The following is a 15,192-nucleotide window of genomic DNA, read 5'->3' as shown; positions in this document are numbered from 1 at the left end:
ATGAAAAAACTAATTTATTCAATTGCTTTCTTAGGATTAGCATTCAATACTTATGCGCAAAAAATAAAGTTTGATAAATCAAAATCGAAATCAGAATTTATTGATTATGTGATGAGTCAAATGACGATTGATGACAAAGTAGGTCAGATGGTACAATATACCTATGACGGAGGTGATGTTACAGGATCTGCAATTGATAAAAATTATATAAAATACACGAAACAAGGTATGATGGGGTCCGTGTTTAACGCAACGACAACAGATATTACTAAAAAATTACAAAAAATAGCTGTTGAAGAAACACGTCTTGGAATTCCATTAATTTTTGGATACGATGTAATTCATGGTTACGAAACTATTTTCCCAATTCCACTTGGTGAAGCTTCTTCTTGGGATTTAAAAGCAATTGAAAAATCGGCTCGAATTGCTGCTGAAGAAACAGCTGCAGGTGGAGTTCATTGGACTTTTGCTCCGATGGTTGATATCGGTTTTGATCCTCGTTGGGGACGTGTTTCTGAAGGTGCAGGTGAAGACACTTTCTTAGGAAGTAAAATTGCAATAGCGCGTGTTAATGGTTTTCAAGGTAAAAGTTTATATGATTTAAATACCGTTTTAGCGTGTACAAAACACTTTGCAGGATATGCTTTAGCGCAGGCTGGTCGCGATTATGGTTCGGTAGAAATTTCTGATCGTTTCTTAAGAGATTATATTTTGCCGCCTTTCAAAGCGACTGTTGATGCAGGTGCTGGATCTTTCATGACGTCTTTCAACGAAATTGGAGGAGTTCCTTCTACAGCAAGTAAATATTTGTACGATCAAATTTTGCGTAAAGAGTGGAATTATAAAGGGTTTGTTGTAACAGATTATACTGCGATTCAGGAGTTAGTTCCTCATGGAATTGCAAAAGATTTGGAAGAAGCAACTCTAAAATCGGTTGAAGCAGGTATTGAAATGGATATGATGAGTGGTGCTTTTCTTAATCATTTACCAAAATTGGTAAAAGAAGTAAAAGTAAAACAAGATGTGATTGATACTGCAGTTCGTAGAATTTTGGAAGCAAAATATGACTTAGGACTTTTCGAAGATCCATATCGTTATTCAAATTCAAAACGTGAGAAAGAAACGGTAATGAAACAAGAGTTTTTAAATGAAGCTCGTGACGTTGCTCGTAAATCAATGGTTTTATTAAAGAATGAGAAACAAATTTTACCATTAAAAGAATCTCAAAAAGTTGCAGTTATTGGTCCATTAGTAAAAGATGAGAAAAATATCATTGGAAACTGGGCTGCACGTGGAGATCGTTATGGAAAAGCATGGTCTGTTTGGGAAGGTTTGAATGATGTTTTAGGTAAAAATGCAAAAATTACTTATGCACAAGGAACAGAACTTAATTCATCTAAAACTGATGGTTTTCAAGAAGCAATTAATGTAGCGAAAAACTCGGATGTAATTGTTGCGGTTATGGGAGAAAACGAGAATCAAACAGGTGAAGCGGCTTCTCAAACAAATATAGATTTACCAGGAAATCAGAAAGAATTATTAAAAGAATTAAAGAAACTTGGTAAGCCAATTGTTTTAGTTTTAATGTCTGGTCGTCCAATGACAATTTCTTGGGAGAATGATAATATGGATGCAATTTTATATGCATGGTATCCAGGAACAATGGGAGGTTTAGCGATTACAGATGTTTTATACGGTAAATATAATCCTTCGGCTAAAACACCTATGACATTCCCTCGCTCTGTTGGTCAAATTCCAATTCATTACAATCAAAAAAATACAGGTCGTCCTTATTTAGGAGAAAGTGATGTAGAGCAAAAATATAAATCTCGTTATACAGATTCTCCAAATTCGCCTTTATATCCATTTGGTTACGGTTTAAGTTATACAACGTTTGATTATAGTAACTTGAAGTTGAATAAATCGATAATGAAAAATGGAAAAGATGAAATCAAAGTAACTGTAAATGTTAAAAATACAGGAAACTACGATGGAGAAGAAGTGGTACAATTATATGTTCGCGATTTAGTAGGAAGTGTAACGCGTCCAGTTCGTGAATTGAAAGGTTTTGATAAAGTCATGATTAAGAAAGGAGAAACAAAAACAATTACGTTTACATTAACTCCAGAAGATTTAAAATTCCACGATATCAATATGAACTATGTTGCAGAAGCAGGAGATTTCGACATTTTTGTTGGAGGAGATTCTAACGCTTCACTTAAAACAAGTTTTACTTTAGTTGATTAAATTCCTCATATATAGTTAGAAATTTAGTTTTATTTCTCAACCAAGTAAGTATGTAAGTGCTTACTTGGATTTTTACAAAAATTCACACATGAAAAAATATATTAGTTTAAGTTTAGTTTTAATCATGACAATGATAGGTTTTGCTCAACAAAATATATCAATTATGTCTTACAATATTAGATTAGCTTCTGTTGATGATGGCGCAAATCATTGGAATATTCGCAAACAAAAATTGGTTGATTTAATCAAATATTATGATGCTGATTTTGTTGGTGTACAAGAAGCGCAAGTTCCTCAACTAGATTTTATCAAACAAAATGATTCACAATTAGATTTTATCGGAGAACCTCGTTCAAGTGATAAAAATGCTGAATATTCGGCGATTTTTTACAAAAAAGATCAATACAAAGTTTTAGAACAAAAAACGATGTGGTTGTCAGAAACGCCAGAAAAAGAATCAAAAGGTTGGGATGCAGCATACAACAGAATTATCACTTACGGATTATTTCAAGACAAGAAAACAAAAAAGAAATTTTGGGTAATCAATACTCATTTTGATCACGTTGGAAAAGTTGCGCGTCAAAAATCATTAGAATTAATCGATCAATTAATTCATGATTTAACAAGTAAAAAAGATTATCCAGCATTTTTTATGGGAGACTTTAACATGAATCATGATGATGCCTCTGTAAAATATATTCAAAACAAATATTTAGATACTCGCCTTAATGCGCAAATGGTTTATGGACCAGATTTTACATGGGAAGATTTCAAATTCAATGTAAAAGGAACAGAAATTTTAGATTACATTTTTTACAAAAAGAATCCAAAAGTAACGTGTAAAAGTTTCAATACGATTGATGATTTCTATGATTTCAAATATCCATCAGATCATTTACCAATTTTAGCTAAATTTTTAATTCAATAATAATTATGACAAAATCACATTTGAAATATCCTGTTATTGCAGGTTTGCTGTTAAATTATTTTGCAGTAAATGCGCAAGATTTTAAACTATCGAATAAGAAAATCGAAATATATACAACTGCAAAAAATACCAATCAACGAATTACAAAATCAACAGATAAAGTAGCAGTCAAAAAATTTCCGCAACCAAAAGAAACGGATATTGCGATTTTTATTGATCCAAAACGTAAATTCCAAAAATTTGAAGGAATTGGAGGTGCAATCACAGATGCTTCTGCGGAAGTTTTAGCAAAATTGCCAAAGAAAACGCAACAAGAAATTATCAAAGCTTATTATAGCGAAAAAGAAGGAATTGGTTATTCGTTGATTAGAACAACAATAAATTCGAGTGATTTTTCGAGCGATAGTTACACGTATGTAAAAGATAATGATAATGAGTTAAAAACTTTTGACATTGCACATGATTTGAATTATAAAATTCCGATGATTAAAATGGCAAAAGCAGAAATGAAAGATGCTTATCGTTTATATGCAAGTCCTTGGAGTCCGCCAGCTTGGATGAAAACGAATAACAGTATGTTAAAAGGAGGTTCTTTGAAACCTGAATATTACCAAACTTGGGCTAACTATTTTGTGAAATTTATCGAGAATTATGAGAAAATTGGTTTACCAATTTGGGGAGTTTCTATTCAGAACGAACCAATGGCAACGCAAACATGGGAATCGTGTATTTATACAGCTGAAGAAGAACGTGATTTCTTGAAAAATAATTTAGGTCCGACTTTTCACCAAAAAGGATTAAAAGACAAAAAAATTATTGTGTGGGATCATAACCGTGATTTAATTTACCAGCGTGCTTCAACTATTTTGAATGATCCTGAAGCTGCTAAATATGTTTGGGGAGTTGGTTTTCACTGGTACGAAACATGGAACGGAAGCGTGAATTTATTCAATAATGTAGCGTTAACTCACGAAGCTTTCCCGAATGTTAATCTAATTTTTACAGAAGGTTGTAAAGAACAATTTGATTACAATCAAATGGGAAATTGGGCATTGGGTGAAAAATATGGTTACAATATGATCAACGATTTTAACTCCGGAACAGTTGCTTGGACAGATTGGAATGTTTTGTTGGATGAAAAAGGAGGACCAAATCACGTAGGAAATTTCTGTTTTGCACCAATTCATGGTGATACTAGAAATGGACAAGTTACGTATACAAATTCGTTTTACTACATTGGTCAATTCTCAAAATTTATTCGTCCAGGTGCGCAAAGAATTGCAGCATCGTCTAATCGTTCAGATTTAATGACGACTTCTTTTGTAAACAAAGACGGAAAAGTTGTGGTGGTTGTGATGAATCAAACAGATAAACCTTATCAATATAATTTATGGATAGAAGGAGAAGCTGTTGAGGTAAATTCGCAAGAACATTCGATTAGCACAATCATTATTTCGTAAAAAAATAGAATAATTAAAGGGAAAATTATTTATAGTAAATTGCTTGACAAATTGACAACGTAAGAAGTTAAAGTCAAGCAATTTTTATTTAAAATAGAAGAAAATGAAATATTTAGTTGCCTTATTTTTAATGATAAGTTATACATATGCGCAGAAAACGATAGTATATGATAAAAAAAATAATTTAGCGTTTGATATTTATTATCCGAAAAACTATAAAGAGAATCAAACCTATAATGTATTTGCTTGGGTACACGGAGGCGGATTTTCAGGAGGAACAAGAGCGGATAAAGAAGAAATTGAACGAATGAAAGATGCTCAAGAAAGAGGTTTCGTAGCTGTTTCTATCTCGTATAGATTATTGGCAAATTCTTCGGCTGGTTTTGGGTGTGATTTGCCAAAACAAGAAAAGTTGATGATTTTTAAAGAAGCCTCTTTTGATGTTTTAACTGCGCTAAATTTTATTCAAAATAATTCAAAAGAACTTAAATTCTCGATTAATAAATTAATTTTAGGAGGAAGTAGTGCAGGAGCGGAGACTATTCTAAATGCTTATTATTTGAGAGATTTATGGTACGGAAATCAATTCAATCAAGTTAAAATTGATGGATTAGTAAGTTATGCAGGAGCGATTGTAGACAATCGTTATGTTACAAAATCGAGTGTTTTGCCAACAGTTTATGTACATGGTTTAAGCGATGATGTTGTACCAGCTTACAATGCGCCACACAGAAGTTGTTTGGATAATCAACAAGGGTTTTTTCCTTTAAATGGTTCTGCTACTTTAGAAGATTTGAATAGAAAATATAGTCAGGCATCTTTTGCTATTTTCTCTAATTCAGGAAAACATGAATGGTCTGGATTAAGAAAGCAATATTTAGACGAAGTTTTCAATTTTATTAATCAATCAATAATTGGAAATAAAAAAGTAAATAATCGAATAATTGTTGACTAATAAAAATATAAGTACATGATAAATTATTTAATGATTATAAATATAAAACAAACAAAGAGCAAAATTTCTTCTGCTCTTTGTTAAATAACCTAACCAACTTTATACTATGAAAAATCTGTATAATCTTTAAACTCCTTTGTTACGAATCACAAATAAGAATTGTAAATTTAGAAATACAATTATTGTTTTAAATTGATGTAGATTAAGAAAAAAGAATCAAAGTTATAATTTTTAATAAGCTAATTATGTATAAATTAATAAAATGTTTCGTTTTAATTTTTGCAATTCTAATGTTGAACTCTTGCGAGAAAAAAGAACTCAAAACTAATCTTAAAACTTCTTCAAAAAATGAAATTGTTGTTGATAAACTTTCGGTTGCCGAATCAGATTATGGAGTAGGTTGCGTGACCGAATATTATAAAAAAGGAAGTAAAATGAAAGACGAAATCTATTTACAAACAAGTTCTAAAGACGAGTTGACTTGGGTAAATTATATTTCAATCAATGGAAAAAGAGAAGTTTTTTCTTCTAAAAATGACGATACCAAATCTACTGAAAACGAAAATGGATATACGCTGCGTTTAGAAAATGATGATTACATTATCGAAATTCATGCAAAAATTGGAGAACAAAATATTGAATCTGATTCAGCTTTAGCTAATGGAACAATGAAAATTACTCGAAAATCTGATCAACAAACAAAAACAGTTGACTTTGAAGGAGGAACTGCTTGTTAATTTTTAAATAAAAAGACAAAGCTAATTGCTTTGTCTTTTATGGTTATTTTTTGAAGATAAAATTAGAAATGACTTCGACTAATTCTGTATTTATTGGAAGTTCTGGGTTATTGTAAGAAGATAAATCTTCTTTTGATGTTACGTTTTTTAAAACGTGATTCATCACTTTGATAATAACAGCAGATTTAGGAGATAGGTTTTTAGCGTTCTCCGTATCAACTTGAATATCCATATCACCTTGAATCACTAAAAAAGGAATAGTTAATTTATTGATTTCATTTACAGGATTATATTTAATCCAAGAAATTAAATAAGGTTGTACACTTTTACGAAATAATGAAGATAAATTAGGATTAATATTATTTACAGTATTTCCATTTTTCAAAGAATCTATAATAGCATACGATTCGGTTTTTAATTGTTCAGGAAGTAGATTTAATTGTTTCTTAAGTATTTGGTCAATAGATTCTCCTGCACCAGAAATCGAGATGAATTTGTCGATATTTTTTGAAGATGCAAGCATTCCAATTAATGAACCTTCGCTGTGTCCAGCTATTGAAATAGAACCAAATCTTTTATCTTTTTTTAAGAAAGTTACCCAATTACTTGCGTCCTCAACGTAATCATCAAATGTAAGTTTAGACTCGTCCAAATTAGCAATAGAACTTTCTCCGATTCCTCTTTTGTCATAGCGAATAGATGCAATCCCAATGACAACTAAACTTGGTCTTAAAAAAGTAGAATTTTTCATGGCTAAAACTTTACTAACAAATATACTATTTTTCGCCTAAAAAACAAGTCTAAAATACTCGCTTCCAAACTTTTTTGCGACTCATATTTTTATAAGAAGCTTTTATTTCTAATTTATTTTCAGAGACTAACCGAAGCTCCATATCAAAAATCCGGCTCTCTGTTGGCAGTGTGATTTTACCATTCCAATGCGGGTTTTTAAATTGAATATCTTTAAAAATGATGTCTCCTGGTTTTGCTTTAGGCTCTTTAACTTTTAACCATACAATTTTCCCCAAATAACAGTCTTTACTTTTAAAAATCTCGACTCTTCTAGTTCCATCAGGATTTTCCCATTGTCCGATGATAGCATCTAAATTACCAGAACCGAAACCTAAGAACAAAAATGCAATAAAAATGATAATTACTCTCATTACTACTGGATTTAAAAACTGAAAAACACCTTGCTTTTTAAACAAGGTGTTTACTAACTAAACTTATTTACTTCGATTCGCTATAAAACGCTCTTTCATTTCTTTTCTGTTATCCGTCTTTTTGTCTTTGAACTTCTTATATTCTTCTTCGGTTAAGACTTCTTTCAACTTGGCATCTCGTTCTTCATCAGCAGTTTTTAATTCCTTAACTTTAGTCAGTTTACTAGAGCTTCCTGCTTTTATTTCTTCTGTCTTTTTTACAAAATCTAAGTTGACGCTCTGAACTTTTTCTTTAGTTTCATCGCTAAACCCAATTTGTTCCTTCATTCTTTCTGTTAACTCAGTAGCCTTTTCTTCTGTTGTTTTTTCTTGTGCAAAAGTTCCAATGCTTACAAAGAACACCGAAAGTAACAATAGTACATTTTTCATTTTTTTATAATATTAAAATTAATTTTAATAAAGTTAAATGAAAGTTTAATTAATTCAAAATTTGAAATCATATTTTTTCAACTTTAATATTATTGATACATTTGCAACCTAAGTTTTAGTAAAATGAATTTTAAGAAATTAGCCCTTGCAGCATTGGCGTTAGGGACAACAGCATATATCGTTAATCACAATAAGAAAAATGTAAAATACAAACCTGCTCAAAATTTTGATTTAGGTGGATTTTTAGGACGTTGGTACGAAATTGCACGTTTAGAAAATAAAGCGCAAAAAGGACAAACAAATGTGACGCATCGTTTTAATTTGAACGAAGAAAATGGACAGTTAGAAGTAATTGTGCGAGGATATAATGCAAAGAAAAAAGGGTGGGAAAAGATTGAAGGAATTGCAACGCAAGACATCGAAAATGTTGGGTTGTTCTCGACTACGTTTTTACCAATTTTTGCAAAGAAATTATATGTTATCGATTTTGATAAAGATTACAATAATGTATTAGTTGCAAGTGAAGATTATAAAAAGTTATGGATTCTATCACGTAAGAAAGAGATTTCGGATAAGGTAAAAGACAGATTTTCTGATTCGGCAAAGAAAGTAGGGTTTGATCCAAGTAAATTAATTTGGCCTTCTCAAGTTCCGATTGCGAAATAAGATTATTTATTTTTAGACATAAAAAAACCTCGAGAAATTCTCGAGGTTTTTTGTTCTATTATTTTTGGTTTTTCTTTTCCCAATCGATCGGGAAATTACAACTTTGGTATTCTTTTCCAATTTTAATGTAAGCATCACCAACTTGACGTTTTACCCAATCCATCAACAATGTACGTTCTTTATCTTGAACTGCAAATTTTTGAATTCTATAGTAATCATCTTGGTAATTGATTTTATGCTCTGGATAAAATTTATTGATTTTTAAGATTCTTAAAGCTTTTCTGTTATCAAAATCATCTTCGAAAACTTGAGAAATATCTCCTTCATTCAATGTTGCAATCGCTGTAAACATTGGTAGAGGTAAAGCCATTTTCTCGAAACGATCGTCACCAGAATTTTGGTTCATGATATTTCCTGAGTTAAATTTTGTGTATTTATCATCAGAAAATCTTAATGCAGCATCTTTAAATGTCATTTTTCCGTCGTTAATTAAAACTCGAATCGAATCTAATTTATTATAAGCCTTTTTTATTTCTTCTTCCGTTGGTTTCAACGTAATCAAGATATGACGCAAATCTAATTCTTGTCCACGACGTTTTTCTAACTTAATAATATGATATCCAAAATCAGTTTTGAATGGATCAGAAATTTCACCTTCTTGTAAGTTAAACGCAACCGCATCAAACTCTTTTACCATTTTACCACGAGAAACTTTTTTGTATTCACCTCCGTTACTTGCGGAACCTGGATCTTCTGAATATAAAATTGCTTTCGTTGCAAAAGAGGCACCTTCTTCAATTTCTTTTTTGATTTCTTTTAATTGATCGATAATCTTTTGTTGATTTTCTTGTGAAACTTCAGGATAAGTTACAATATGGCTAATCGAAACTTCGTCTTTCACGTCTGGTAATTCACCTTGGTGTTTTTCGAAAAACATACGAACTTCTTCTGGTGTTGCATCAGCACCTTTTACAACCATTTCTCTTTTGTTACGCGCATAAATATTATCTTCAACGATATATTTAGTTTCGTTTTTCATTTCCGCCATTGTACGGAATCCGAAATAGTCTAAAATTTGTTTTTCTCCTCCAGCTTGAGCAATCCAACCTTCGATTTGGCTATTTAATTGACGAGTTACCTCATCTTGTGTCACTTTGATTAAAGTATCTTGTTTTGCACGATCAACCAACATTTTGTCTAACATAATGTCGTTTAGGAAATCGCATTTGTCTTCGACTTGCATCCCTTGTTGTTTTGACATTAAATAATCTCGATCTACATCAGACTCTAAAACAATCTGATCTCCGACAACAGCAGCTATACCATCTACTTTAGCAAGACGTTTTGGTGTTGGTTTTGCTGTTTGTGCAAAAGTATTTACCGTAAATAATGCTGCAATTAGCAACATCATACTCGATTTAAATTTCATATACTTTAATTTCATTTTTATTATTCTAAGCTCGATAAAAAAACTTACCGATGAGCAAATTTAACTTTTTTTGTTAAAGTCCAACATATTTTAATTTCCTTTAACAAAAGAATTGATTTTTTAGTTTATTGTTAAGATTAAACTAAGCCAAATGTACGCAAAGAAACATTCCAAGCAGATTCGAAATCAAAAAGATTCAAACCATGTTTTTCTTTGTGCTCATTTGCGAAACTAATTAACTTCTCAGTTGGCATATTTCCGACCATATCACTTTTTGACATTGGACATCCGCCCAAACCTTTTATAGCGCCATCAAAACGACGACAACCATTATCATAAGCGGCTTGTACTTTGGAATGCCATTCGGTATAAACGGTATGAAAATGTGCGCCAAATTCAATTTCTGGATAATGAGGAATCAAATTTTGGAACAAATCAACAATTGTTTTTTCGTCTGCAACACCAATTGTATCTGATAAATTGATTGAAGAAATTCCGATATCCGCCATTTTTTTAGACCATTCTTTTACGATTTCTTCATTCCAAGTTTCTCCATAAGGGTTTCCAAACGCCATCGAAAGATAAATTAACATATGTTTACCATTATCATTTGAGATTTGGTTGATTTCTTTCACCATTTCAAACGCTTCTTCACGACTTTTATTCGTGTTGAATTGTTGAAAATTCTCTGAAATAGAAAAAGGAAATCCAATAATATTCACTTTTTCGTGTTCTGCAGCTTTCATTGCGCCACTTTTATTGGCAACAACAACAGATAATTTCGATTTTGAATTGGTTTTATCAATATTATCTAAAACTTCTTTTGTGTCCGCCATCTGTGGAATCGCTTTTGGCGAAACAAAACTTCCACAATCTATCGCTTCAAAACCAACAGTCAATAAACGATTTAAGTAATCGATTTTCTTATCAGTTGGAATAAAATCTTTGCGTCCTTGCATTGCATCACGAGGACATTCAATAATTTTAAAAGTTAGCTCACTCATTTTTTTGGTTTATTTGCGCCTTAAAGGTAGATAATTTAGTAATTTTGACAAAAATTAAAACGCAATGCAAACAGAATGGAGAGAAAAGTTGGTAACACGCTTTTTGAAATATGTTAAAACTTACACTGAAAGTGAAGCTTTTTTAGATAAATTTCCAAGTACAGACCGTCAATGGGATTTAGCAAATTATTTGGTTGAAGAGTTAAAACAAATCGGTTTAGAAGATGTTTCAATAGATGAAAACGGGTATGTTTTTGGATATGTTCCTTCTACAGTTGATCACGAAGTGCCTACTATTGGTTTTGTTTCTCATATGGATACATCGCCAGATTTTTCTGGAGAAAATGTACAACCTCAAATTTGGGAAAATTACGATGGTGGAGATATCAAATTGAACGAATCAATGATTTTATCACCAAACGAGTTCCCTGAATTATCTCAATATAAAGGTCAAACAATCATTACAACTGATGGTACAACATTATTAGGTGCTGATGATAAAGCTGGTGTTGCTGAAATTGTAACAGCTGCAGAATATTTGATTGCTCATCCAGAAATTAAACATGGACGTATTGCTATTGGATTTACACCTGACGAAGAGGTTGGTCGCGGTGCAGATTTCTTTAATGTAGAGAAATTTGGTGCTGAATGGGGTTACACAATGGATGGTTCTGAAATTGGAGAATTAGAGTACGAAAACTTTAATGCTGCATCTGGAATTGTTACAATCAAAGGTAAATCTGTTCACCCAGGTTATGCAAAAGATAAGATGATTAATGCATCTAATATTGCAATGGAGTTTGCTGCGCAATTACCAAACGACGAAGTTCCTGAATTAACTGATGGTCGCGAAGGATTCTTTCATTTAGCTAAAATTACAGGAAATGTATCTGAAGCAAAAATGGTTTACATTATCCGTGACCACGATATGGAGCAATATGAAGCGCGTAAAGCTTTATTTTTACAAATTGCTGCTGATATTCAAGAGCGTTTTGATCATGAAGTAATTACAGCAGAAGTTTCTGATCAATATTTTAATATGATTGAGAAAGTAAAAGAGAAATTCCAATCTGTTGAAATTGCTGAACAAGCTTTGAAAGATTGTGGAGTTACGCCAAACATCAAACCAATTCGTGGAGGTACAGATGGTGCTCGTTTATCTTTTATGGGATTACCTTGTCCTAATATCTTTGCTGGAGGTCATAATTTCCACGGACCTTACGAATATGTTCCGGTAGAATCTATGGAAAAAGCAACAGAAATTATTGTACGTATTGCAGAATTAACAGCTGAAGGAGCGAAATAATTCTTACAATATATCTTAAAAATAACTTAAGTTTTCTTTTTTGGTTTAAATTTTGCATAATTTCAAATCATATTAGAAAACTTTTTTTATGAAAAATATCGTATTATCAGCAGCCGCTATATTTTGTTCAACTTTTGCATTTGCGCAAGAAGAGATAAATGTTGGAGATTTTAATATCTTAAAAGTTTATGATAAAATTCCAGTTGAATTAATTTCATCAAACGAAAACTTAGTAAAAATAGATGGAGTTAATGCGAGTGATGTTCAAGTTGAGAATAACAAAGGTGAACTGAAATTGAAAATGACAGGAACCAAATTGATGCAAGGAGGAGAAGCAACGGTTAAGGTTTATTACAAATCATTATACGAAATTCAGGCAAGTCAAGGTTCTCGCATTTATTCTGATGATGTTGTAAAATCACAAGCATTGTATTTGACATCTAACGAAGGTTCATCTATCAAATTACCAATCGAAACATCAAAATTAGAAGTCAAAATAAATTCTGGTGCTGAAGTAATTTTAACTGGTGATACTGAATTTCAGACTGTAATTGCAAATTCTGGAGGGAAATATTATTCGAAAACATTAAATTCTGATACAGCAAGTTTAACAACAAATGCAGGAGGAGTAATAGAAGCGAGAGCGGAGAAATCTGTAGATGCAAAAACTAGAGCAGGAGGAGTGATTGATATTTATGGTAATCCAACGCAACGTAATCAGAAAAAATTAGCTGGTGGAAAAATTAATTTTAAATGATTTAGAACTTTAACAATAATATAAAAGCAACGATTAATTCGTTGCTTTTTTTGTCTGATATAACAAATAAATCAATTCGACATATTTGCTATAACTTATAGTTCCTTCTTGATTATTAGCCTTCAAAAACTGATTATTTAACTCAGAAAAAGTATCGCTCGTAACACCTTCATATTTCAAATAATGTTTTAATTCGGCTTTTCTGTCTTGCTTTATTTTAGAATGCATATTATCCAATTCCATTTTCACAAAATACGGATCAGATTTGTAAATAGCACCTAAAAGCGTATAAATACTTTTATAATAAAACGAATAATTAATTTCAGGATTTCTAGATTTTGTACCTAAATAATAAGCTAAAAAATTAGCTTCACTTTCTGATGCAAATCCCATTTGGTGTCCATATTCGTGGAAAAGTGTTGCAGGTTGTTTCAAATTTGTATTGTATCTGTTCAGATTTGCTTCTGCCGTAAAAGGGTTATAGTATCCCAAAATACCCATATAATTTTGCATTTCCGAAATCCAAGATAATTTGTATTGTGTATCTTTTAATAATCGATAATTTTTTAACCATTTTACATTATTTACTTGGTGTTGTAAAGCAAAAAATTCTTGATTATAATCTTTTAAATTAGATTTGAATTTTATCGTTGTTGTTGAATCATTGTGTTCGATTAAATTTCTTGCTGATATTGCTTTATCAAGCTCGTAGCAATAGATTTCTTTCAGAATTTTAGGTTGAATAATGATTTTTTCTTTGTCAATAGTTAACGTTTGTTTTTTGTACATCACGCTCCAAGCAAACGTGTAAATAAAATAGATACAGTTTACAAAAATCATAATGCAATAAATTGAATGCGAAACTTTTTCTTTCGATTTGAAAAAACTTCGAATCAATTTAAAAATCAATACAAAACCGATTATTCCAATGATTAAATAAAACAATTCTCCAACAGGAAAATGAACTGAATTCGTAATTTTTGCAATAAATCCTGAAATTGGAAATGTAAGATGATTGACGATGAAATCATCAACGCTTTCGATTGAAAATAGTATCGAAAATAAAATAATTTGAAATAGAAAAATAAGGATACTTCGATAAGTTTTATTCAACTTCTTTAGCATATTGATTAGCGATATAACTGATATAAATTAACTGAAAAGTGTGGTAAAGCATAACCGGAATCAAATAAATACCGATATCTCCCGTAAAAATAACTGCTGCAATTACCGAGCCATGAACCAATGATTTTTTAGTCGAACAAAATTGAATTGTGATATCATCTTCTCGATTAAAATTCATTTTCTTACCAATCCATTTTGAAAGTTTGAAAAAGAAAAAGAATAACGCAACTACAATTATGAAAACTGCCAACAACGGAAGAACGCCTAATTTTGTAAATAATCCATCCAAAAAAGTATGACTAAAACTGTTGTAAACAATAAGTACAATGGTTAGTTTATCTAAATTACCGAATTGCTTTTTATATTTATTGTAAAAGAACCCTAAATAAGGTTGAAGAAGAGCTCCGATAAAAACAGGTAAAATAATTTTAAGAACTAAATCCAAAAAAGTTCCTAATAAATCAAATTCACCATTACTTTTTGATAAAAACAAACTCATCCAAAGCGGTGTAACAACAATACCTATTAGTCCAGAAATACTTGCGTTAAAGATAGCACTTGGTATATTTCCTTTCGCAATAGAAACCATTACAACTGACGAAGAAACTGTACTTGGTAACGCGGCTAAATAAAATATTGCGACATACAGAGTAAAATAAATTGGGTAATTTTTTATGAAAGGATAGAAACACAAGACTAATAATGGAAAAAATATAAATGTGATGGATTGAATCAAGACATGCATTTTCCAATTTGCTAAATCTTTAAAAACTTCTTTCCAATTAAGTTTTAATCCATAAAAAAAGAATACTAAGATAACTCCAATATCAATTATTGTATTCAGATTGAAATCCTTGTAAGACCACAAACTAATATCTGGGAAAAAATATGCGACAACAATGGCAACGAATAAAAACAGAATAAAAGGGTCGGGTAATTTATTTAGAATTTTCAAAATCAATAAAATTTAAACAAAAATAATAAAT

Annotated in this window: 15 protein-coding genes; 8 read left to right on the top strand and 7 right to left on the bottom strand. The window is 31.1% G+C overall.

The window, feature by feature from the left end; translation table 11 throughout:
• The 5 genes from N5D46_RS11065 (at position 1) to N5D46_RS11045 (ending at position 6,327) form a co-directional block, all read left to right on the top strand.
• Positions 1 to 2,247, top strand: a complete 2,247-nt coding sequence (locus N5D46_RS11065; protein WP_280049971.1) for a glycoside hydrolase family 3 N-terminal domain-containing protein — start codon at positions 1 to 3, stop codon at positions 2,245 to 2,247.
• Positions 2,248 to 2,335: 88 nt separating this feature from the next.
• Positions 2,336 to 3,175 (top strand): endonuclease/exonuclease/phosphatase family protein, encoded by an 840-nt coding sequence (locus N5D46_RS11060; protein WP_280037569.1) that lies wholly within the window; start codon positions 2,336 to 2,338, stop codon positions 3,173 to 3,175.
• 5 nt (positions 3,176 to 3,180) lie between these two features.
• On the top strand, positions 3,181 to 4,635 hold the full coding sequence (locus N5D46_RS11055; protein ID WP_280049970.1) for a glycoside hydrolase family 30 protein: 1,455 nt from the start codon (positions 3,181 to 3,183) through the stop codon (positions 4,633 to 4,635).
• 103 nt (positions 4,636 to 4,738) lie between these two features.
• Complete coding sequence (locus tag N5D46_RS11050; protein WP_219034585.1) at positions 4,739 to 5,590, top strand: carboxylesterase family protein; 852 nt, start codon at positions 4,739 to 4,741, stop codon at positions 5,588 to 5,590.
• Between the two features lie 290 nt (positions 5,591 to 5,880).
• The gene (locus tag N5D46_RS11045; protein WP_038331602.1) at positions 5,881 to 6,327 is read left to right on the top strand and encodes a hypothetical protein; all 447 of its coding nucleotides are present in this window, start codon (positions 5,881 to 5,883) and stop codon (positions 6,325 to 6,327) included.
• Positions 6,328 to 6,370: 43 nt separating this feature from the next.
• Here N5D46_RS11045 and N5D46_RS11040 read toward each other — a convergent pair whose 3' ends face one another.
• The 3 genes from N5D46_RS11040 to N5D46_RS11030 all read right to left on the bottom strand — a co-directional run bounded on the left by N5D46_RS11040 (position 6,371) and on the right by N5D46_RS11030 (position 7,919).
• Positions 6,371 to 7,078: an alpha/beta hydrolase gene (locus tag N5D46_RS11040; protein ID WP_280049969.1), complete on the bottom strand. Its 708-nt coding sequence runs from the start codon at positions 7,076 to 7,078 to the stop codon at positions 6,371 to 6,373.
• Between the two features lie 49 nt (positions 7,079 to 7,127).
• Positions 7,128 to 7,490: a DUF2147 domain-containing protein gene (locus N5D46_RS11035; protein ID WP_280037574.1), complete on the bottom strand. Its 363-nt coding sequence runs from the start codon at positions 7,488 to 7,490 to the stop codon at positions 7,128 to 7,130.
• 63 nt (positions 7,491 to 7,553) lie between these two features.
• A complete protein-coding gene (locus N5D46_RS11030; RefSeq protein ID WP_280037575.1) occupies positions 7,554 to 7,919 on the bottom strand; it encodes a hypothetical protein in 366 nt (121 codons plus the stop codon).
• A 123-nt stretch (positions 7,920 to 8,042) separates the two neighbouring features.
• Here N5D46_RS11030 and N5D46_RS11025 point away from each other — a divergent pair, with 123 nt between their 5' ends.
• Positions 8,043 to 8,585, top strand: a complete 543-nt coding sequence (locus N5D46_RS11025; RefSeq protein ID WP_038331617.1) for a lipocalin family protein — start codon at positions 8,043 to 8,045, stop codon at positions 8,583 to 8,585.
• A 58-nt stretch (positions 8,586 to 8,643) separates the two neighbouring features.
• Here the strand turns inward: N5D46_RS11025 and N5D46_RS11020 are convergent, their stop codons facing one another.
• Both N5D46_RS11020 and N5D46_RS11015 read right to left on the bottom strand, forming a co-directional pair.
• Positions 8,644 to 10,014 carry a peptidylprolyl isomerase gene (locus N5D46_RS11020; protein WP_244958045.1) on the bottom strand — a complete coding sequence of 457 codons (1,371 nt, stop codon included), beginning with the start codon at positions 10,012 to 10,014 and terminating at the stop codon, positions 8,644 to 8,646.
• A 137-nt stretch (positions 10,015 to 10,151) separates the two neighbouring features.
• Entirely contained in the window at positions 10,152 to 11,018 is an 867-nt protein-coding gene (locus N5D46_RS11015; RefSeq protein WP_280049968.1) for a hydroxymethylglutaryl-CoA lyase, read from the bottom strand.
• Positions 11,019 to 11,082: 64 nt separating this feature from the next.
• Between N5D46_RS11015 and pepT the strand changes: the two genes are divergently transcribed.
• A complete protein-coding gene (pepT, locus tag N5D46_RS11010) occupies positions 11,083 to 12,324 on the top strand; it encodes a peptidase T (protein ID WP_115000674.1) in 1,242 nt (413 codons plus the stop codon).
• An 88-nt stretch (positions 12,325 to 12,412) separates the two neighbouring features.
• The gene (locus tag N5D46_RS11005) at positions 12,413 to 13,081 is read left to right on the top strand and encodes a head GIN domain-containing protein (RefSeq protein WP_038331627.1); all 669 of its coding nucleotides are present in this window, start codon (positions 12,413 to 12,415) and stop codon (positions 13,079 to 13,081) included.
• Between the two features lie 33 nt (positions 13,082 to 13,114).
• Here the strand turns inward: N5D46_RS11005 and N5D46_RS11000 are convergent, their stop codons facing one another.
• Together N5D46_RS11000 and N5D46_RS10995 are read right to left on the bottom strand one after the other, a co-directional pair.
• Positions 13,115 to 14,206, bottom strand: coding sequence for a DUF3810 family protein (locus tag N5D46_RS11000; RefSeq protein ID WP_125350350.1), 1,092 nt, complete (start codon positions 14,204 to 14,206; stop codon positions 13,115 to 13,117).
• On the bottom strand, positions 14,187 to 15,161 hold the full coding sequence (locus tag N5D46_RS10995; RefSeq protein WP_115002064.1) for a bile acid:sodium symporter family protein: 975 nt from the start codon (positions 15,159 to 15,161) through the stop codon (positions 14,187 to 14,189). Before N5D46_RS10995 ends, N5D46_RS11000 begins: the two co-directional genes overlap by 20 nt.
• Positions 15,162 to 15,192 lie beyond the last annotated feature (31 nt).

The organism is Empedobacter sp. GD03865 (assembly GCF_029840775.1).
GTDB classification, from domain to species: domain Bacteria; phylum Bacteroidota; class Bacteroidia; order Flavobacteriales; family Weeksellaceae; genus Empedobacter; species Empedobacter falsenii_B.
This window is presented reverse-complemented; position numbering and strand designations above follow the sequence as displayed.